This is a genomic window from Rhizobium sp. PP-F2F-G48 (genome assembly GCF_004342335.1).
In the GTDB taxonomy this organism is placed as follows: Bacteria; Pseudomonadota; Alphaproteobacteria; order Rhizobiales; family Rhizobiaceae; genus Ferranicluibacter.
Window position 1 is genome coordinate 415910 of record NZ_SLVH01000003.1, and the last position, 17638, is coordinate 433547.

A 17638-nucleotide genomic window follows, 5' to 3' on the forward strand; every position below is an offset into this window, starting at 1 on the left:
CGCGGGCGATAACGGCGGTTAATCGCGTTTTCCGGCGTTGCAACCATACGAAAATCGACGCCGGCCTGAGTCATGTTTCGAATCGGATTTGTATTTGCGAAGTCCATGTTGCGCAATTGCATCAGAATGGTTTCGAGCACAATAGCGTTCGTTGTGAAGCACACTTTTGATTAAACGAAGAACTATACCAGTTTTCGAAAGATATTTTCTTGCGCTGACACAATCATTTTTGACGCACCCGGAGTCGAGCCGCATCCGCAAGCAAGCAAATCGACCTTTCCACATAAAAAAGTGACCAATTGGTTAAATAGAGGAATCGTGCACGTGTCGCGTCGACCGTCGCGATACGGAGAGGACTGTGCCAAATGACACGAAGACTCCGCTCGGTGCCGTCCGTGACCTCTCCAAGCCTGAAAGAACCCACCCCGTCAGGCACCGTTTCTTGATCGCTCTGCCGCGCACGGTCGGAAGGCTTGCACAAAAAAAATCCGCCGGAGGGGCGGATTTTTTCGTTGGCGGCGTCTTTCGAGGTCAGGCGGCTTTTTCTGCGACCCATTTGCGCAGGATCTTGGCCGCGCGTTCCTCGTTGATCTCGACCATGCGGGCCAGGCGCCGCTCGGGACCTTCCTTGACGCGGCGGTTGAAATCGCCGCCGTCTTCGCCGAGGCTGAGGAGGTCGTCGGTGCTGTCGAAGCCGAAATCCGAACCGAAGCCTTCCATCAGGGCACCACCCGCGGCACCTGCAGGGGCCGGCGAGAAGTCCGGCAGTTCGAGGCCGACAGCCTCGGTCTCCGTCAGGGTGCCCGGGCCGCCGAAGCCCATGGACCGTGCCAGGGGACGCAGGCCCATCCAGACGACGAGGACGGCGACCGTGATGAAGGCGAGTGCATTGATGATGCCACCGAGATTGCGCGTCAGCGTTTCCATGATGCCCGGGCCTTCGACCGGCGCATCGAGCAGCTCGGTGTTGACGAAGTCCATGGCGGTCAGGGTCACCACGTCTCCCCGGGCAGCGTCGATGCCGACGGCGGAGGCGACGATCTTCTGCATCTCGGCGAGATAGGTGTCGATCTTGGCCTGGTCGGCGCCTTCGCCGATCATGGCGGCAACCCGGCCCCGATTGACGACGACGGCGACGGAGAGTTTCTCGACCTTGAAGCTGTTCTTGGTGGTCGCGATCGTCTTCGAGTTGATCTCGTAGTTGGTCTGTTCTTCCTTCTTCTCGGCCTGGTCGTTCGACTGCGGACCGGCGCCACCGCTCTTGGGGGCGGCCTGGGGCACGTTCTGCTGAACGGTCGTCGCGTTGTCGGCCTGCTGCTGGCTCGACTTCTGTTCTTCCTTGGTGACCCGCGTCGAGCGTTCGACACGCGATTCCGGATCGTAGGTGGTTTCCTGAACCTGCTGCGTGTCGGTGTTGAGCTGGGCGGTGACGCTGGAGCGGAAGTTGTCGACGCCGAGGAAGGGCGAGAGAGCCTTGTCGATGTTCTTTTCGATTTCGCCCTGGACGGACTGGACGATGGAGAGCGACTGGTTCATCGCGCCGTTCTGCGGATCGTCGCCCGAAGCCAGGAGCTGGCCGGCGCTGTCGAGAATGGTCACGTCGTCGATGGACAGGCCCGGAACGGAGGAGCCGACGAGATGGCGGATCGAGGCGGCAGCACCGCGACCGATGGTCGAGCTGGCGCGGATCATGACGGATGCGGTCGGCTTCTGCTCCGTTTTGCGGAAGCTTCCGCGGTCGGCCATGACGATGTGGACGCGGGCGGAGGTGATGCCGGAGATCTGCTGGATGGTGCGGGCGATTTCGCCTTCCAGAGCGCGGACCCGCGTGACTTCCTGCATGAAGGAGGTCAGGCCGAGCGAGCCGACATTGTCGAAGAGCTCATAGCCGGCATTGGCGCTGTTGGGGAGGCCGCGCTCGGCGAGGAACAGGCGTGCCTTGCTTGTATTGCCGACCGGGACCTGAACGCTCTTGCCGTCGGTGCCGACCTCGAAGGCGATACCGCCCTCGGCCAGCGCCATGGTGACCTGGTTAAGGTCTCCCGACTCCAGATTGACGTACAGGGTCTCGAAGGCCGGCTTGTTGACATAGAACCCGGCTGCCAGAACGAGCCCGATGGTTACGAGGGCCGCCGCCGCCATGGCGATCAGCTTGCCCTGCCCCAGGCTCGTCAAATTTTTCGTGACCGACGAAAGTTGATCTAACAGATTCATTCTGTTTCGCACCCAGTAGCGCACTTCACCGCGCGAGATTGCACGGACAAAGCTTCATTGCGCAGTCCCAACATCAGGGTCCGATCCGGCCGCTCTGGGCGAAAACCTTCGCACATGCGGGCACAGATCCATCTGACCCGTTTGGAGAATAGGATGCGAAGCTTGCGCGAACTTGTCGTTTCCCGCCCGGCCCCGGTCTCGATCCCTGTCGCGACACGCGAAAACGCACCTGCCGCTGAAACCGGAGGTGCGTTTTTTGGGGTGCATTCCTGCTTTCGAAGACGGACGTGGGCTAGAAGGCCTCGAAGTCGCCAGCGGCCTCGGTCAGAGGCTGCGAATGGCCATGGCGCAGGCCGTTTGCGAGCGACTTCTGCATGTCCGCCAGCTTCACGAGGTTCAGGGCGGTGGAGATATCCACCAGCCACGACTCCGGTAGCGCTGCCGTGATCGTGTCGATGAACTCGGCGAGCCCGCGCGTCTTCTGGACCGCAAGGTCGATGCCCTGCAGAACCTGGATGCGGTGGGCCGAATTGGCCTGCGGTTCGCCCGCAAGCTCGCCCAGCATCGGCTCGATCCGCTCGATCAGGTAGGCGACGTCATGCAATTCCGAAACGACACGCATCATGACGTCCGGAAGGGCCTCGTCCATATCCCGGGGGATCTCTTTTCGCTCGCTCTGCATATGGTGTCCCCTGACCGCGCGCCGGACGGCGCGGTTGCTGATTAAAAGAACTCGATCGAATTGTCTGCGGGCTTGGGAGCCGGAACCGGGCGCTGCTCCTGGGCCACGGTCTTCTGCGTCTCGACGCCGGTCAGGGCGTATTGACGGGCCCGGCCGGTCACCGGCCAGTATTCCAGCTTGCGGCCATGCTCGCCGCCGGTGCTCTCGCCGACGATGGGGATGCCTTCGTCCTGCAGAAACCGGCGGGCAAACAGGGCATTCTGCTCGCCGACATTGGAAAAGCGCGCAATGGTCTTGGCGCCGCCGAAGATCTTGGCCTCGAGCCGGTCGCGCCGCGCGCCTTTCTTGAGAAGACCGTTGATCAGCAATTCCATGAGATGGACGCCATATCGCGTGGCGTCCCCTCCCGATGACATCGCTTCGGCGGAACCGGGCAGCAGGAAATGGTTGATGCCGCCCACGCCTGCCACGGGATCACGCATGCAGGCAGCAACGCAGGAGCCGAGAATGGTCGAGAGAACCACGTCCGGATCCGTTACGACCTTGTACTCGCCCTGGATAACATGCACGCGCTTAACCGCAGCGTCTAAGGTCATTTGAGCGCTCCGAACACGGCTTCGATCGCCGCCCGCATCTTTTCGATGGTGAAGGGCTTTGCCAGGACGTTGTTGGCGCCCAGCGCTGCCGCTTTGGTGACGAGTGCCCGGTCGCCCTGGGCCGTCAACATGATGAAGGCGGCCTTCTTGGTTGCCGGGTTGGTGCGAACGGCCTGCAGCAGACCGAGACCGTCCATCTTCGGCATGTTGAAGTCGGAGATCACGAGGTGATGCGGCTGCTGTGCCATGATCTTGGCCCCCTGCTCGCCATCGGCGGCAACGGTGATCTGCTTGAAGCCCAGCTGCTGCAGAGCTTCGCCCAGCAAAAGCCGGCTGGTAACCTGATCGTCGACGATCAGCACTTTGATTTTTTCGGCGATAGACATTATTCAGATCCTTCCCTTCGGGTCGCAGCGCATTTCAGAACTTCTTCCCCGATGGAGTTGAGGGGCAGTTGCATTTCGACGGCGCCTATCTCGTAGGCCACCCTCGGCATTCCATAGACCACGCAGGTCTTTTCATTCTGGCCGAACGTCCGGGCTCCGGCCTGGCGCATCCGCAGAAGGCCGGAGGCGCCATCGCGCCCCATGCCCGTCAGGATGACGCCAATGCCATTGCGGCCGGCGAGTTCGGCAACAGAGTCGAACAGAACGTCCACGGACGGGCGATGTCCGTTGACGGGCTCCCGATCGATCAGCCGGCACGTGGGTGCGGACGGATTGACGATCTGGAGGTGACGATCTCCCCCGGGGGCGAGATAGATCTTGCCGATCTCGAGCTTTGCCCCGTCGAAGGCCTCTTCGACCGTTGGGGCGCAAAGCCGGTTGAGCCGCTCCGAGAAGCTTTTCGTAAAGGTGACCGGCATGTGCTGGGTGATCACCGTCGGCGGGCAGTTCTTCGGAAACTTCTGCAAGACGTTGATCAAGGCCTCCACCCCCCCGGTGGAAGACCCGATGGCGATGATCCGGCGGGCCGCCCGGTAGTCGACGGCCGTGGCATTGGTGTTGGCAGCGCTGGGTGCCGCAACCTTGTTGCCGGACAGGATGAACTTGCGCTGCGAGCGCGCCGCGGCCTTCACCTTCTCGGCGAGATCGCTGAAGGGGTGCGGATCGCCCGGCAGAGGCTTGCCGACGCAATCGAACGCGCCGATCTCGAGCGCCGCCACCGAGGCCTCGGCACCCTTGTGCGTCAGCGTCGAGACCATGATGACGGGCATCGGGCGCAGCCGCATTATCTTCTCGAGAAAATCGAGACCGTTCATGTTGGGCATCTCGATGTCGAGCGTGATGACGTCGGGATCGAGATCCTTGATCGCCTGGCGCGCCTGCAGCGCATCGGCCGCCTGACCGACCACGCTGACGGCGGGATCGGCATTGAGAATGGCCGTGATGAGACCGCGCATCGTGGCGCTGTCATCGACGACGAGGACGCGAGCGGGCGCGGTCATCAGCGGCCTCCCCCGTGCTTGCCGGTATAGCGATAGGCGGTAATGCCGATATTGTCGAACACGGCCTTCGCATCGCCGGACACCCGCTCGGAGTGACCGATATAGAGGTGCCCGCCGCCGTCCAGCATCGTGGCGAAGCGCGACCAGATCTTCATCTGGGTTGGCTCGTCGAAATAGATGACGACGTTGCGGCAGAAGATCACGTCGAACGGCCCCTTGAACGGCCACTGCGCCATGAGGTTCAGCTCGTTGAAGGTGATCAGACGCTTGACCTTGTCGTCGATCTGCCACTTCTCGCGACCGTTGATCGAGGTCTGCTGGAAATGCTGCTTGCGCATCTGCGGCGTGACCGTTTCCAGCGCGTTGACGTCATAGGCGCCGGCGCGGGCGATCGCGAGGATCTTCGGATCGATATCGGTCGCGAGGATCCGGATGTCGAAATCCGCCGCATTGGGCAGGACCGACAGAATGGTCAGCGCGATCGAATAGGGCTCCTGCCCGTCGGAGCAGGCGGCGGACCAGATGCGGACGCGACCGCCGGCCTTGGCACGGGCGATCAGGCCCGGCAGGACCGCATCGCGCAGGTGCTCGAAATGGTGGTTCTCGCGGAAGAAGCGCGTGAAATTGGTCGTGAGATGCGACAGCATGTCCCGGCGCTCGGCGGCACCGGCCGGAGACGAGACGAGGCTGCAGTACTCGCGGAAGCCCCCGAGGCCGAGATTGCGGATGTGTTTCGACAGGCGCGAATAGACGAGCGAGGCCTTGGACTCGTTCAGGTAGATGCCGGCATCGGCGTAGATCATCGCTGCGATCTCGGAAAGATCGCGGCGCGTCAGCGGGTATTCGCCGCTGGCCAGGCACTCGTCGGGCGACGCTTTCGTGTCGAATGCGGCCATTCTGCTCATGCGGCTTCGCTTTCGGTATGAGGAAAGACGGCGTCCAGTTCGATCAGGCAGATCATGCGCTTCTCGATGGCAAGGACGCCGCGGGCAAAGGTTCGCTCGAAATCGGAACTGACATCGGGCGTCGGCTGTATGTTGTCGTTCGTCACGCTCAGAATGTCGGACACCGCCTCGACCAGCAGTCCGACGATCGTCTGTCCGGACTGTGCGACGATGATGACATGCCGAACGGTGGGTTCGGCCGGGTTCATTCCGAGGCGCGCTGCCAGATCGACGATCGGCAGGACGGCGCCCCGCAGGTTGATGACGCCGAGCATGTAGCTCGGCGTGTGTGGCATCTGCGTCGCAGGCGTCCACCCGCGGATCTCGCGGACGGACATTATATCGACGCAGAACTCCTGGTCGCCGATCCTGAAGGCGATCAGTTCGCGGGCACCGCTGGTCATGGTGTTTGCGAGCGTCGTCATGGCTTATCCCACAGCGGCCAGAGCTGATTCCAGCCTGAGGGGCTGGCCGCGGGAGGCGGCAACGACGGCGTCGACATCCAGGATGAGCGCCACGCGGCCGTCACCCAGAATGGTCGCCGCGGCGATGCCGGGCACGTGGGTGTAGTTGGCCTCGAGGCTCTTGATGACCACCTGGCGCTGGCCCTGGATCGCATCGACCATCAGCGCGCGCTGACCGCCGCCTTCGGATTCCACCAGCAGGGCCACGCCTTCGACCGGGTTGGCCTGGGTGGCGCGGAAGTTGAGGATCCGGCCGACATCGACCAGCGGGCAGAAGGAGTTGCGGATCGAGATCAGACGCTGCGTCGCACCGAAGGAATGGATCGAGGCGGCATCCGGCTGCAGGGTTTCGACGATGGCGGTCAGCGGCACCACCAGCGTCTGGCTGGCCACCGTGACGACCATGCCGTCGAGGACGGCGAGCGTCAGCGGCAGGCTCATGGTGAAGACGGAGCCTTGGCCGGGCTTCGAGGAGATGTTGATGCGTCCGCCGAGCGCCTGGATGGAGCGCTTGACCACGTCCATGCCCACGCCGCGGCCGGAAAGGTCGGAGACCTTCTCGGCCGTCGAGAAACCGGCATGGAAGATCAGGTTGTCGATTTCCTCGTCCGACAGGTTGGCATCGGCCGCGATCAGGTCGTTGTCGATCGCCTTCTGGCGAACACGCTCGCGGTTGATGCCGGCGCCGTCGTCCGCAAGTTCGATGATGATGCGGCCCGAGCGGTGCTTGGCGGTCAGGCGGACCGTGCCTTCCGGGTTCTTGCCGAGGGCGATGCGCTTTTCCGGCATTTCGAGGCCGTGATCGACCGCGTTGCGGATCATGTGGGTCAGCGGCTCGGCGAGCTTGTCGATGACGGTCTTGTCGACTTCGGTGTTTTCACCCTCGGTGATGAGGCGAACCGACTTGCCGGTGATATCGGCGATTTCGCGCACCGTGCGGGCCATGCGCTGGAAGACGGGCTTCACCGGCTGGGCGCGGATGGCCATGACCGAATCCTGGATCTCGCGGGTGAGCTGCTGCAGCTCCTCGAGGCCCATATTGATCGACGACGTGCCGTTGGTATCGTTTTCGATGACGCTCTGGGAGAGCATCGCCTGGTTGATGACGAGCTCGCCGACGAGGTTGATCAGGCGGTCGACGCGGTCGAGATCGACACGGATCGTCTGGCCTGCCGCTGCGGCCTGCTGCGCGCTGGCGGCATTGGCGGCACTGGCCGGCGCCTGCTTTGCTTCCGCCGCCTTGGCAGCGGCGCTGGCGAGATTGAGAACGTTGCTGGCGGTTTCCAAAGCGGTGGCAGCCGCGATCTGTTCCTCTTCCTCGACCACGCCGAGGGCCTGCGCTGGTTCATCGTCGAGAATGGACAGATCGAAGGGAACGGCCTGCATCGGGGCTTCGCCGTCGACGGCAACGGGCTGCTCGCCCTCTGCAAGCTCGGCAATCTCGAGTTCGCAATCCCACTCGGCAAATTCGAACACGCCGCGGATCGCATCTTCGCCCTTGTCGGTGCGCAGCGAGATCTTCCAGGAGAAATAGGCGTCTTCCGGGTTCAGGGCCTCCAGCGACGGCAGGCTGTCCATGTCGCAGAGGATGCTCATCTCACCAAGGCGCGAGAGGTCGCGCAGAAGCAGCGTCGCCTCGTTGCCCTTGCGGTAGAGGTCCGCATTCGGCTTGAAGGAGATTTCGAAGGTCGGCATCGCGGACGTCTCGGCGGCGGCGTCGCCACCGAAGTCGTCGAAGGAGAAGGCGACGGGGACGAAGCCCTGATCGTTCGGCGCCGCAGCGACGGGTGCCGGAGCAGCCGGCTTGGCGGGCGCCGCGGGCTTGGCCGGGGCAGCCTTTGCAGCCGGCGCTTCGGCAGCACCCGGGAGCGGCGTGCCGTGCGCCAGAGCTTCGAGTTCGCGGATCAGCTGCTTGGAACGCGCTTCATCCACGCTGCCGCCGTCGCGGGCACAGTTGGTCAGGTCGGCCAGGACGTCGGCCGACTTGAGCATGACCTTCAGAACCTCCTGCGTCGGTTCCAGCTTGTTGGAGCGCACGCAATCCAGTGTCGTTTCGAACACGTGGGCGAACGAGACCAGATCATCCAGTCCGAAGGCGCCTGCACCGCCCTTGATGGAGTGAACGGCCCGGAAGACCGCATTGACCGTTTCCGGATCGCGATCCCCGTCATTCAAACGGAGGAGACCGGATTCCAGTTCTGCGAGCTGTTCTTCACATTCCTGGAAGAAGATCTCTTTGATTTCATTCATATCCATAGCTGGAATCCTGGCGAGGGTGTTTTTTTAAGCGGTTACGCGCTCGATGGCGTCGATCAGCTTGGTCGGATCGAAGGGCTTGACGATCCAGCCTGTCGCTCCGGCCTGGCGGGCGCGGTTCTTCTTTTCCGCATCGCTCTCCGTGGTCAGGACCAGGATCGGAATGGCGCGGTACTTCTCGTTGCGACGGACGCCTTCGATAAAGCCGAAGCCATCCAGGCGGGGCATGTTGATGTCGGTGACGATGACGTCGGGGTTACAGTCTTCGAGGACTTCGAGACCTTCGATGCCATCTTCGGCCTGAATGGTTTCGAAACCGGCATTGTTGAGCGTCACGAGGAGCATATTCCGGATGGTCCGGCTATCGTCCACTGTGAGAACCTTCTTCTTCATTTTCAGATCTCCTTGGCCATCAGGTGGTCGACATTGACCCCGATGAGCTGCGTCGTTTTGGTAAAAGCGTCCGACACCTTGGAAATGGTGAAGGCGTGTTTGTCCTGTTCCCAGCTCTTGGCACCGGCCATCAGGACCTGCACGCAGAGTGCTCCGACCCGCTCGACGGCCGATGCATCGATGACGATGTTGCTGCCACGCATCTCCGTCAGCTTGCTGTGAAGCGCGCTTGCCTCATTGAGGTCGAGGACCGGCGCGAGATTGAGCGTCTTCGATGCGGCTTTCTTTGGGGCCATCACGGCGCCTTTCCTTGTGTCACCTGGAGGAGATTGACCTGTCGAACGAAACCGTCCCGTCTGCCAACGCCCGCAAGGGCGGTGTCACGCAGGCGGCACGGGCATGGACGCAGAGCCGGGAGCATCATCATGATCGCCCCCATGCCGACACACGCCCGAAGGCCATGTCGTCCTCGTCATCGAGAAAGGCCTCCGCCTTCGTCACCCGCGCGGCCAGGGCCTGTCGCGGTTGCGTGGCGGCGGCCGTCGTATTGGCTGCCGCACGTGCGCCCGTGCCTTCGGGGCGCAGCGTGAAGCGGCGAATGGTTTCACCGAGCTCGATCGTCACCAGCCGGGCCGTCTGGCCAGCGGCGCTGGTGCGCTCCGCGTCGCTGGTGAGGCCGGCGAGCGCGCGGCCGGAACGGCCGATCTCGGTGCGCAGATCCTCAAGGCTCAACAGATCCTCGCCCGACTGCCGGGCGATGCCGGTGATGGCGGACTGGATGCCGTGGACCTGTTCGACGATGCTGCCGATTGCGGCCTGGGTGCGGCCGACGCGTTCGACGCCGGCATCGACCTGGGCCTTGGTGCCCGTGACCAGCTGCTTGATTTCCCGGGCCGCATCGCCGGAGCGCTGGGCGAGTGCCCGCACTTCCTGGGCGACGACCGCGAAACCGCGACCGCTTTCGCCTGCACGCGCGGCCTCGATCCCGGCATTCAAGGCGAGAAGATTGGTCTGGAAGGCGATTTCGTCGATGACGCCGATGATCTGGCCGATCTTTTCGGCGGAGGTCTCGATGTCGGCCATCGCCGCGATGGCAAGGCCGGCGATCTCGCCGCTGCGCTCGACCGAATGGCCGGTGGCCGCGACGGCCTTTTCGGCCTCGGCACTCTCGCGCGCGCTTTCGCGAACGCGGGCGACCAGGGCCTCGAGCCGTTGCGCAACCGAGTCCAGAGCCGCCGCCTCGGATTGCGCGGACGATCCCAGGCGTTCGGTGCCTTCGGCCAGCGCGGCACCGGCCGTGGCGGAGGAGGATATGCCCGCATCGAGCGTGCGAAGATTTGCCTCGATCGTGTCGAGAGCCGCATCCAGCGAGCGGGCGAGCGGAACGGCCGCATCCGGAACATCGGCCGGCGTGCGGGCCGAGACATCGCCCAGCGACAAGGCATCGGCAATGCCGGCGAAGGCTGCGAGAAGTTCGGTTTCGGACGCGGTGCGCGTTTCCGCAATCTGCCGCTGATGGGCCTGGCGCTGTTCGTTGAAGCGCAGCGTGACGCCGATCTCCGTATCGACGAAGACGGTTCGCACCAAGGCGGAGACGAGCTCCGTCAGTTCCTGCTGTTTGCCCTTGCCGGTCGACAGCATGGATTTCGGCCAGAAGGCCTCGACGGCAGCGACGATGAGCCGTTCGAGAATGATGCCGTGGCCGGCGATCTGCCAGCGGGGATCAAGGCCCATGCGACTTTCCGCATCGGCCAGAACCTTGACGCGCTCGGCATAGAGACTGTCGAACCGCGCATCCGTCAACACACCCCAATGGGAGGCGTGGAGGTCATGCAGGCGATCGATCTGGCGGTCGCTGGAGAAATGGCGCGCGGCTTCCGGGAAAGTCTGAAGGCGCTGGAAAAGATCGCGCAAAGCGAGATCGACCTGGGGCTGAAGGGCCTGGCGGTGACGACGCAGGATGTCCGTTTCGCCGGAATCCAGCCCGGCAAACCGCAGGCGCTCGACCAGGCTTCCCGCCTGCGCCCTCCGATTCTGGTCCGCCACCGCTTCCTGTGCCACGCTTGTCCCCGGTCCCGTAGGTCTCCCGTCAGGATCGGTGACCATCACCGCCTGCCGAACGATATGAGAATGTGCGCCTGTGGCGCACGATGATGCCAATTTGGCCGAAAACGGTACAAAGCCCGTTAACGTCCCATACCGGGTTGGAACCGGCTCGTCGGATCGGCATCATGCCCGGGAGAGGACAAGGGTCCCCACTTCGACGTGTAGGGACCATGTTTATGGTTAATTCGTTGCTTGAAGGTTAACGGCCGACCCCTATTCCACAGAATGCTGAACGATCCCGGGACAAAAGCCGCAAACGCCTGTGAATACAGGTTTTCACCCCCCATTCCTTGCAATTGTGGCGGTGGTCACGCGCGCATAGAAAGAGGACGCTTCCGGCACGACGTCCGGCCCCGAGCGACCCGCGTCATGAGAGACGCAATCCGGTCGTTCCGGCACCGTCGCGTGTCTTACGGGAAGGATCCAGCGGGCATCATGACGATGACGCGAAAAGGAAACGGGCAATGATTGTTCTCGGACTGAGCGCCACCCTCATCGCATGCCTGACGCTCGTTGCCGTCTCCGTTCTTCTCAATATCGAGGACGGCCGCGTCACGCTCCCGTCCCGGGTGCTCTGACGTCCTGCGGGACCGATCCTTTCCGGCATATTTCGTGTCGCTGACGATCTAACCCCGGGCCCGCTCCGCCCTATCTCATGGTTCATCCATTCGGAAAGGAACCATCCATGGGTATCGAAAGCATCCTCATCTTTCTGCTGATCGGGGCCGTCGCCGGCTGGCTTGCCGGGCTCATCGTCTCGGGCTTCGGCTTCGGCCTGTTCGGCAACATCATCGTCGGCATTCTCGGCGCCTTCATCGCGGGCTGGCTGTTTCCTCGTCTCGGCTTCGTGATCGGCGGCGGCATTCTCGCCGCGATCATCCATGCCACCCTCGGCGCGATCATTCTGCTCGTGCTCATTCGCGTGATCAAGCGAGCCTGAGGACGCGACATCCATGACCAGCACGACAGATCCCAAGATCGAAGCCGCACTCGCCTCGTTCATCTCCGACCATCCGGAGATCGACAGCCGGGACGCGGCGATTGCCGCCATTCTCGAGAACTGGTTCACGAGCCATGGCTACCTGCCGCACGGCCAGACGGGCACGCGTCCCGAAGATCTTGACGCCACGAACGACGATTGAAACAATCGGCATCCGGACGTGTGAAGGGGGGTCGAACGATCCGCCTTTCCTGTCTGCAGGGACCGGCCTTGGGGTCGGCACGCGGGACGAACCAACATTGGAAAAGCGGATAGCCTGATGAGCCTCTCCTCCGTGACCGCCTTCCTTGCCGAGACGGCGCCCGATCTTCACGTGATCGTTCTCGACGAGAGCACGGCAACCGTCGCGATGGCGGCGGCAGCCCATGGCGTCGCGCCGGCGCAGATCGCCAAGACCCTGGCGCTGCGGGCGGGCGAGGAGGTGATCCTGATCGTCACCGGCGGCGAAGCGCGCCTCGACAACAAGAGGTTCAAGGCACAGTTCGGCACCAAGGCCCGGATGCTCGACCTTGCCGATGTCGAAGCCGAGACGGGCCACCCGGTCGGCGGCGTCTGCCCCTTCGGCCTGCCGCGGCCGCTCGCGGTCTATTGCGACGTGTCGCTGCGCGCCTTCGACATCGTGGTGCCCGCAGCCGGGGCGATCAACGCGGCGGTGCGGATTTCGCCCGAGCGCATGGCGGAGATCACCGGTGCGACGTGGATCGACGTTACGGCAGCGTCATAAATCCGCTGATCGGCTGTCGTTTCAAAACGGTCTTTCTTTTCAGGGCGATAGACCGGAACGAAGGCGTAAGTTTACACGCACTTTTTCGGCCTCAGGCGCCCTCGCCTCTTTTCAGCCATTGAATGGACAAGAAAATCGCCTTGAAGCAGAGCTTCGACCGATAGTGAAAGAATCAACGCATGAACAGGATAGCCTTGTCGGCTTTGCTGGCGGCAGGCGCCGCCACCTCGACGGCCGCCATGGATCAGAGGCTCGTTCGCCAGTTCGAGAAACTCGACCCGGCCACGCGGCTGGAGCAGCGCTGCGATACCGAAGCGATGGAACGGATCAACAAGGACAAGAACCATTACCGTCCCGACAAGGTGATCGCCTATGCCTTCGGCGATCCGGTGACGGGCACGAATACGATCACTGCACCGGGGGCGGTGTTTCGGAGCCAAGGCGAGTGGTATCGGCTGAAATTCCGCTGCACGACCGGCCCGGATCACATCGATGTGGAATCCTTCAAGTACGAGATCGGCAGCCAGATCCCGCATGACGCCTGGGAACGGCATTATCTCTATCCCTGACGCAGGATCTTTCGAGGGTCACGCCAAGCCGACCGACCTGCCTAATTGGCAGCCCAGAGCACGAGACCCATCGAGACCGTCAGGAATGCCATGGTGGTCAACAGCGTGCGCATCATATGTGCGGCCATATCAACTTCCTCCCCGCGTGCGTCCGGTGCCGGCACCGGACGGCCCCGTCGTTCCCGATCGCCCCTCATCTGCGGATCGCCTCCTCCAAGGCCGGTCCGTCGTCAGGGGTCTTCACCCTTGCGTTAACGAGCATATCGTCCATCCGTTAACAGTTCGCGGCACCTGCACCGGATCAGTACATATTAGATATTCCTAATACCATTTCTAAAGCGCTCGTGTGAAGAAAGATTCTTTTCCGGGGTGCGGGAATAAACCATCGTCGCCGTGCGTATATGAGGCATGGACGACAGGAAAAGCCCTTTCGATGTCATCGGCCAGCTTGGCGCTCTTCGGCGCTATGCCCGATCGCTCGTGCGCAATCCGCACGATGCGGAGGATCTGGTGCAGGACGCGCTGATGCGCGCCTATGAACGCCGGCCGACCTTTCGCCAGGGTGCGAACCTGCGGACATGGCTGATGTCCGTCCTTCACAACACGCATATCGACAGCCTGCGCCGCAAGCGCTCGCAGGCGCGGCGCGTGGAGGAGGCAGCGCTGCTGTCGGAAGGGCTGCATCATGGCGACGCGGAAGATGTGGTTCGTCTCGCACAGCTGCGCGAGGCCTTCTTCAGCCTTCCGGAAGAGCAACGTGCAGCGCTTCATCTCGTCGCCATCGACGACATGTCCTACCAGGATGCCGCGCGCGTCCTCGATATTCCCGTGGGGACGCTGATGTCGCGCCTTTCCCGCGCGCGGGCTCGCCTGCGCGCCTTCGAGGAAGGTCGCGCGCCGACGCATCTCAAGATCGTTGGAGGTACCGACAATGACCGTGGCTGACCCGATCCTCGACAGCGACCTCGATGCCTATGTCGACAACCAGCTGACGCCGAAGCGGCGCCTGCAGGTCGAAGCGCATCTGGCGCAGAACCCGGAGGCCGCCGCCCGCGTCATGGGCGATCTGCACATGCGCGGCGAACTGCGCCTGTCGCTGCAGGCGACCGTCGATCCCGGCGGCACGCGCCAGACCCGCGATGCGGCGCGGCGGCTGGAAAGCGGTCTGCGTTTCCCCCGGTTCGGCCAGCAACTGCAGCGCGTGGCCGCCGTCGGCCTGCTCGTCGGTGCCGGCTGGGTCGCCAGCACGAGCTTCGGCCCCTTCCAGGTGACGGAGGTCGTGGCCTCCGAGCCGCCGCCGGCCCATGTCGAGGAAGCCGTCCGGGCACACCGGACGGCGGAGATCCGCGAAACCATGTCGTCGCAGCCGGAGGTGCACACCTACGACCGCGAGGACATCCGCGCCGCGACCGCGATCGTCATGCCGGCGCTGCCGGACAGCTGGACCGTGGTCGATGTGCAGGTGTTCCCGTCGCGCTTCGGCCCCAGCGTCGAACTCGCCATCCGCACGCCGGACAAGGCGCAGATGTCGCTGTTCGCCGTTCGACCGGGCGCTTTTTCGGTGCGGCCGGTGAAGACCTACGCGATCGACGGTATCGAGGCGGCGGACTGGCAGATCGGCGACGTCGCCTATGCACTGGTTTCCGCGACAGGCGAGGCGAAGCTGACCCAGACGGCGGAGCGCCTTTCCAAAACCCTTTACTGACCCCGGACCGGACTGACCCGGATCGGCCCCTGGGCCTTCCGGTGCCGACGTCCTTCACACTTTCTGATCCAACCATCCCCACTTTCTCATCCAAAAGGAGACCCCCGATGAGTTTCAGCAATCCCGGCCCCCGCTACGGCGCAACGGCACAGAGCGGCGCCTTCCTCGACCAGGCGCTGCGCCAGCACATGCTGCGCGTCTACAACTACATGGGTCTCGGCCTCGTGGTCACCGGCCTCGTCGCCTTCATCGTCGGCACGACGCCGGCGCTCTACGTTCCGATCTTCCAGTCGCCGCTGAAGTGGGTCGTCATGCTCGCGCCGATCGGCTTCGTGCTGTTCATGTCGTTCCGCCTGCAGACCATGTCGGCGGGCATGGCACAGGCCATGTTCTGGGCGTTCTGCGCCGTGATGGGCCTGTCGCTCGCCTCCGTCTTCCTCGTGTTCACCGGAACGAGCATCGCGCGCACCTTCTTCATCGCCGCGACCATGTTCGGCGCGACCAGCCTTTACGGCTACGTGACCAAGGCCGACCTGTCGAAGATGGGCTCGTTCCTGATGATGGGCCTGATCGGCGTGGTCATCGCCTCGGTCGTCAACATCTTCCTCGGCTCGTCCGCCCTGCAGTTCGCCATCTCGGTCATCGGCATCGTCGTGTTCGTCGGCCTGACGGCCTACGACACGCAGAACATCAAGGAACAGTTTGCCGAGAACATGGACCAGGAATCGCAGCAGAAGCTTGCCGTGTTCGGCGCCCTGTCGCTGTACCTGAACTTCGTCAACATCTTCCAGCTCCTGCTGAACTTCACCGGCGAGCGCGAATAGTCGCGTCCGACGTCCCGTCCTTCTCCTTCCGGCCCGCGGGCCGGGGGGATCTTTCCAAGCCGTTCCTGCAACAGTCGCGTTGCGTATGAGATCACGGAGACACATCACCATGGACAGCAATGACCGGCAGGCGATCGACGGGCTCTTTTCCCGCATTGCCGAGGTCGAGCGCCAATCCGGCCCGCTCGATCAGGAGGCCAATGCCTTCATCGGCCAGAAAATCGCCGCCCAGCCGACGGCCCCCTACCTGATGGCGCAGACCATCGTGGTCCAGGACCAGGCTCTGGCGGCAGCCGAGCAGCGGATCCAGGAACTGGAGCGCCAGTCGTCCGGTCGCTCTTCCGGCGGGCTGTTCTCCAGCCTGTTCGGTGGCGGAAGCCAGCCCTCCCCTGCCCGCCATGCGGCACCGGCAAACAGCTATGGGCAGCAGCCCCCGCAAGGCGGCTATGCTCAGGCCAGCCCAGCCATGGGCCAACAGCCGGCAGGCCAGCCGGGCGGCCAGCCCAACAGCCCATCCAACAGCCCCTGGGGTAACCAGGGTGGCGTTCAGCAAGGGCAACGGGCCGGTGGCGGCTTTCTGCAAGGTGCGGCCCAGACCGCCATGGGCGTCGCCGGCGGCATGCTCCTCGGCAGCGCTATCGGCAGCATGTTCTCCGGCGGCGAAGCCAACGCGGCGGAAACGCCCGCCGAAGCTCCGGCGGAGGATATGGGCGCCGACGACATGGGTGGCGACGATATGGGCGATATGGATTTCTGATCGCCCGAAGCATCGAACGAAAAGCGAGAGTCGGCCAAAAGCCGGCTCTTTTTCGTGATGGCGGATGGCGGAAACCACCGGTCGTCCATCGCACGCGCGAGACAGTCCGACAGACGCGGTCGAGATCCCGGTTTTCCCGGATCGTTTTCGAAAAAAGGGAGAGAAGAATGGTGCTGCTAGAGAGATTTGAACTCTCGGCCTCTCCCTTACCAAGGGAGTGCTCTACCCCTGAGCTATAGCAGCACTGATGACAGCGGCGGCGCAGAGGCGACCGTGTCGTAGCGAGGGCCTATTGCCATAGGTTTTCGGGGAGCGCAAGGCAGGGGGAGCGGTTTTCTTGTGTTTGGGGCATTTGGAGGCGGCCCGAGGGCACGGCTCGGGTTTCGCGCGGCGCGGCGATTTTGTAGGAAGGCGGCGTGGCGGTGCGGTGCGGACGGTCGGATGCACGCGATCGTTTGGGTGCGGCCATGGTCGAAAGGGACGGGAGCGGCGAATGAGCGAGGCGGAACGGCAGGCACAGGCGCGGCGGGAACGGGCGGCACGGACGTTGCGGGAGAACCTCCAGCGGCGCAAGCAGCAGGGACGCGCGCGACGGGCCGGCGATGCCGACGAGGCCGTGGGATTGCCGGCGGCCAGCGGCGAGGCGCTTGTCGACGTCGGTGGCGATGCGCGCCTTCTCGCGGACCCCGAACCTGCAGAGGCCGAATCGGCTGCGGACACCGAGCGCGCGCATCGCAGCGATGGCGAGATCGATCCCGCAGGCGGTGTCGATCGGCATCCTGCCGCAAATCCGGACCAATCCTCAAGATAATGCGGCGCGGCGCCCCTCTTTCGGGGTGCCAGCATCGCCCACGCCCACCGCTCGCGCCGCCGCGTCCTGCGGATCGCTTCTCATTTGCCCTGGCTTGCTTTATGGAAGCCGCTTTCCTGCCGACGAACGGCATATCTATCATGCAG

At 63.6% G+C, this 17638-nt stretch carries 21 protein-coding genes and 1 tRNA gene; 9 read left to right on the top strand and 13 right to left on the bottom strand.

Translation table 11 applies throughout. The features are described from left to right. Positions 1-531: 531 nt before the first annotated feature. The 11 genes from fliF to C8J36_RS09940 form a co-directional block, all read right to left on the bottom strand. On the bottom strand, positions 532-2214 hold the full coding sequence (gene fliF, locus C8J36_RS09890; protein ID WP_062595110.1) for a flagellar basal-body MS-ring/collar protein FliF: 1683 nt from the start codon (positions 2212-2214) through the stop codon (positions 532-534). 292 nt (positions 2215-2506) lie between these two features. Next, positions 2507-2896 (bottom strand): hypothetical protein, encoded by a 390-nt coding sequence (locus tag C8J36_RS09895; protein ID WP_062595111.1) that lies wholly within the window; start codon positions 2894-2896, stop codon positions 2507-2509. A gap of 41 nt (positions 2897-2937) precedes the next feature. Further along, positions 2938-3492, bottom strand: coding sequence for a chemoreceptor glutamine deamidase CheD (gene cheD / locus C8J36_RS09900; RefSeq protein WP_062470351.1), 555 nt, complete (start codon positions 3490-3492; stop codon positions 2938-2940). After that, positions 3489-3878 carry a response regulator gene (locus C8J36_RS09905; protein ID WP_062470356.1) on the bottom strand — a complete coding sequence of 130 codons (390 nt, stop codon included), beginning with the start codon at positions 3876-3878 and terminating at the stop codon, positions 3489-3491. The genes cheD and C8J36_RS09905 overlap by 4 nt, the downstream gene beginning before the upstream one ends. Further along, on the bottom strand, positions 3878-4939 hold the full coding sequence (locus tag C8J36_RS09910) for a chemotaxis response regulator protein-glutamate methylesterase (RefSeq protein ID WP_062595112.1): 1062 nt from the start codon (positions 4937-4939) through the stop codon (positions 3878-3880). The genes C8J36_RS09905 and C8J36_RS09910 overlap by 1 nt, the downstream gene beginning before the upstream one ends. Continuing rightward, positions 4939-5844, bottom strand: coding sequence for a protein-glutamate O-methyltransferase CheR (gene cheR / locus C8J36_RS09915; RefSeq protein ID WP_062595113.1), 906 nt, complete (start codon positions 5842-5844; stop codon positions 4939-4941). The genes C8J36_RS09910 and cheR overlap by 1 nt, the downstream gene beginning before the upstream one ends. Next, entirely contained in the window at positions 5841-6308 is a 468-nt protein-coding gene (locus C8J36_RS09920) for a chemotaxis protein CheW (RefSeq protein WP_132534454.1), read from the bottom strand. Before C8J36_RS09920 ends, cheR begins: the two co-directional genes overlap by 4 nt. Before the next feature lie 3 nt (positions 6309-6311). Then, positions 6312-8603, bottom strand: coding sequence for a chemotaxis protein CheA (locus C8J36_RS09925; protein WP_062595115.1), 2292 nt, complete (start codon positions 8601-8603; stop codon positions 6312-6314). 27 nt (positions 8604-8630) lie between these two features. Next, a complete protein-coding gene (cheY1, locus tag C8J36_RS09930) occupies positions 8631-8996 on the bottom strand; it encodes a chemotaxis response regulator CheY1 (RefSeq protein ID WP_062470377.1) in 366 nt (121 codons plus the stop codon). A 2-nt stretch (positions 8997-8998) separates the two neighbouring features. Beyond that, positions 8999-9292, bottom strand: coding sequence for an STAS domain-containing protein (locus C8J36_RS09935; RefSeq protein WP_062470379.1), 294 nt, complete (start codon positions 9290-9292; stop codon positions 8999-9001). A gap of 127 nt (positions 9293-9419) precedes the next feature. Next, positions 9420-11057: a globin-coupled sensor protein gene (locus tag C8J36_RS09940; protein WP_165915015.1), complete on the bottom strand. Its 1638-nt coding sequence runs from the start codon at positions 11055-11057 to the stop codon at positions 9420-9422. A 730-nt stretch (positions 11058-11787) separates the two neighbouring features. Here C8J36_RS09940 and C8J36_RS09945 point away from each other — a divergent pair. The 4 genes from C8J36_RS09945 (at position 11788) to C8J36_RS09960 (ending at position 13395) form a co-directional block, all read left to right on the top strand. Next, entirely contained in the window at positions 11788-12042 is a 255-nt protein-coding gene (locus tag C8J36_RS09945) for a GlsB/YeaQ/YmgE family stress response membrane protein (protein WP_062595117.1), read from the top strand. Between the two features lie 13 nt (positions 12043-12055). Then, the gene (locus C8J36_RS09950) at positions 12056-12244 is read left to right on the top strand and encodes a hypothetical protein (RefSeq protein ID WP_132534458.1); all 189 of its coding nucleotides are present in this window, start codon (positions 12056-12058) and stop codon (positions 12242-12244) included. 117 nt (positions 12245-12361) lie between these two features. Beyond that, the gene (locus C8J36_RS09955) at positions 12362-12826 is read left to right on the top strand and encodes a YbaK/EbsC family protein (protein WP_132534460.1); all 465 of its coding nucleotides are present in this window, start codon (positions 12362-12364) and stop codon (positions 12824-12826) included. A 179-nt stretch (positions 12827-13005) separates the two neighbouring features. Beyond that, entirely contained in the window at positions 13006-13395 is a 390-nt protein-coding gene (locus C8J36_RS09960) for a DUF930 domain-containing protein (RefSeq protein WP_062595120.1), read from the top strand. A gap of 41 nt (positions 13396-13436) precedes the next feature. Here the strand turns inward: C8J36_RS09960 and C8J36_RS24890 are convergent, their stop codons facing one another. Further along, the gene (locus C8J36_RS24890) at positions 13437-13592 is read right to left on the bottom strand and encodes a hypothetical protein (protein WP_165915016.1); all 156 of its coding nucleotides are present in this window, start codon (positions 13590-13592) and stop codon (positions 13437-13439) included. Between the two features lie 211 nt (positions 13593-13803). On the opposite strand from C8J36_RS24890, the gene C8J36_RS09965 reads away from it, so the two are divergent. The 4 genes from C8J36_RS09965 to C8J36_RS09980 all read left to right on the top strand — a co-directional run bounded on the left by C8J36_RS09965 (position 13804) and on the right by C8J36_RS09980 (position 16681). Next, positions 13804-14340: a sigma-70 family RNA polymerase sigma factor gene (locus tag C8J36_RS09965; RefSeq protein ID WP_132534461.1), complete on the top strand. Its 537-nt coding sequence runs from the start codon at positions 13804-13806 to the stop codon at positions 14338-14340. Further along, the gene (locus tag C8J36_RS09970) at positions 14327-15100 is read left to right on the top strand and encodes a zf-HC2 domain-containing protein (RefSeq protein ID WP_132534463.1); all 774 of its coding nucleotides are present in this window, start codon (positions 14327-14329) and stop codon (positions 15098-15100) included. The genes C8J36_RS09965 and C8J36_RS09970 overlap by 14 nt, the downstream gene beginning before the upstream one ends. Positions 15101-15207: 107 nt before the next feature. Further along, positions 15208-15924 carry a Bax inhibitor-1/YccA family protein gene (locus C8J36_RS09975; protein WP_132534464.1) on the top strand — a complete coding sequence of 239 codons (717 nt, stop codon included), beginning with the start codon at positions 15208-15210 and terminating at the stop codon, positions 15922-15924. Between the two features lie 109 nt (positions 15925-16033). Further along, the gene (locus tag C8J36_RS09980; RefSeq protein WP_132534466.1) at positions 16034-16681 is read left to right on the top strand and encodes a DUF2076 domain-containing protein; all 648 of its coding nucleotides are present in this window, start codon (positions 16034-16036) and stop codon (positions 16679-16681) included. Between the two features lie 168 nt (positions 16682-16849). Here C8J36_RS09980 and C8J36_RS09985 read toward each other — a convergent pair. Beyond that, positions 16850-16924 (bottom strand) — tRNA-Thr (locus C8J36_RS09985). 250 nt (positions 16925-17174) lie between these two features. Between C8J36_RS09985 and C8J36_RS09990 the strand changes: the two genes are divergently transcribed. Then, on the top strand, positions 17175-17492 hold the full coding sequence (locus C8J36_RS09990) for a hypothetical protein (RefSeq protein WP_132534468.1): 318 nt from the start codon (positions 17175-17177) through the stop codon (positions 17490-17492). The last annotated feature ends 146 nt before the right edge of the window (positions 17493-17638 follow it).

Excerpts from the sequence above, each read along its gene's own strand:
- cheR (WP_062595113.1), bottom strand. The coding sequence starts at position 5,844 with ATGAGCAGAATGGCCGCATTCGACACGAAAGCGTCGCCCGACGAGTGC.
- C8J36_RS09955 (WP_132534460.1), top strand. The coding sequence starts at position 12,362 with ATGAGCCTCTCCTCCGTGACCGCCTTCCTTGCCGAGACGGCGCCCGAT.
- C8J36_RS09920 (WP_132534454.1), bottom strand. The coding sequence starts at position 6,308 with ATGACGACGCTCGCAAACACCATGACCAGCGGTGCCCGCGAACTGATC.
- C8J36_RS09980 (WP_132534466.1), top strand. The coding sequence starts at position 16,034 with ATGGACAGCAATGACCGGCAGGCGATCGACGGGCTCTTTTCCCGCATT.
- C8J36_RS09990 (WP_132534468.1), top strand. The coding sequence starts at position 17,175 with ATGAGCGAGGCGGAACGGCAGGCACAGGCGCGGCGGGAACGGGCGGCA.
- C8J36_RS09945 (WP_062595117.1), top strand. The coding sequence starts at position 11,788 with ATGGGTATCGAAAGCATCCTCATCTTTCTGCTGATCGGGGCCGTCGCC.
- C8J36_RS09965 (WP_132534461.1), top strand. The coding sequence starts at position 13,804 with ATGGACGACAGGAAAAGCCCTTTCGATGTCATCGGCCAGCTTGGCGCT.
- C8J36_RS09910 (WP_062595112.1), bottom strand. The coding sequence starts at position 4,939 with ATGACCGCGCCCGCTCGCGTCCTCGTCGTCGATGACAGCGCCACGATG.
- cheY1 (WP_062470377.1), bottom strand. The coding sequence starts at position 8,996 with ATGAAGAAGAAGGTTCTCACAGTGGACGATAGCCGGACCATCCGGAAT.
- C8J36_RS24890 (WP_165915016.1), bottom strand. The coding sequence starts at position 13,592 with ATGAGGGGCGATCGGGAACGACGGGGCCGTCCGGTGCCGGCACCGGAC.
- C8J36_RS09975 (WP_132534464.1), top strand. The coding sequence starts at position 15,208 with ATGAGTTTCAGCAATCCCGGCCCCCGCTACGGCGCAACGGCACAGAGC.
- C8J36_RS09895 (WP_062595111.1), bottom strand. The coding sequence starts at position 2,896 with ATGCAGAGCGAGCGAAAAGAGATCCCCCGGGATATGGACGAGGCCCTT.
- C8J36_RS09950 (WP_132534458.1), top strand. The coding sequence starts at position 12,056 with ATGACCAGCACGACAGATCCCAAGATCGAAGCCGCACTCGCCTCGTTC.
- cheD (WP_062470351.1), bottom strand. The coding sequence starts at position 3,492 with ATGACCTTAGACGCTGCGGTTAAGCGCGTGCATGTTATCCAGGGCGAG.
- C8J36_RS09935 (WP_062470379.1), bottom strand. The coding sequence starts at position 9,292 with ATGGCCCCAAAGAAAGCCGCATCGAAGACGCTCAATCTCGCGCCGGTC.
- C8J36_RS09970 (WP_132534463.1), top strand. The coding sequence starts at position 14,327 with ATGACCGTGGCTGACCCGATCCTCGACAGCGACCTCGATGCCTATGTC.
- C8J36_RS09905 (WP_062470356.1), bottom strand. The coding sequence starts at position 3,878 with ATGTCTATCGCCGAAAAAATCAAAGTGCTGATCGTCGACGATCAGGTT.
- fliF (WP_062595110.1), bottom strand. The coding sequence starts at position 2,214 with ATGAATCTGTTAGATCAACTTTCGTCGGTCACGAAAAATTTGACGAGC.
- C8J36_RS09925 (WP_062595115.1), bottom strand. The coding sequence starts at position 8,603 with ATGGATATGAATGAAATCAAAGAGATCTTCTTCCAGGAATGTGAAGAA.
- C8J36_RS09960 (WP_062595120.1), top strand. The coding sequence starts at position 13,006 with ATGAACAGGATAGCCTTGTCGGCTTTGCTGGCGGCAGGCGCCGCCACC.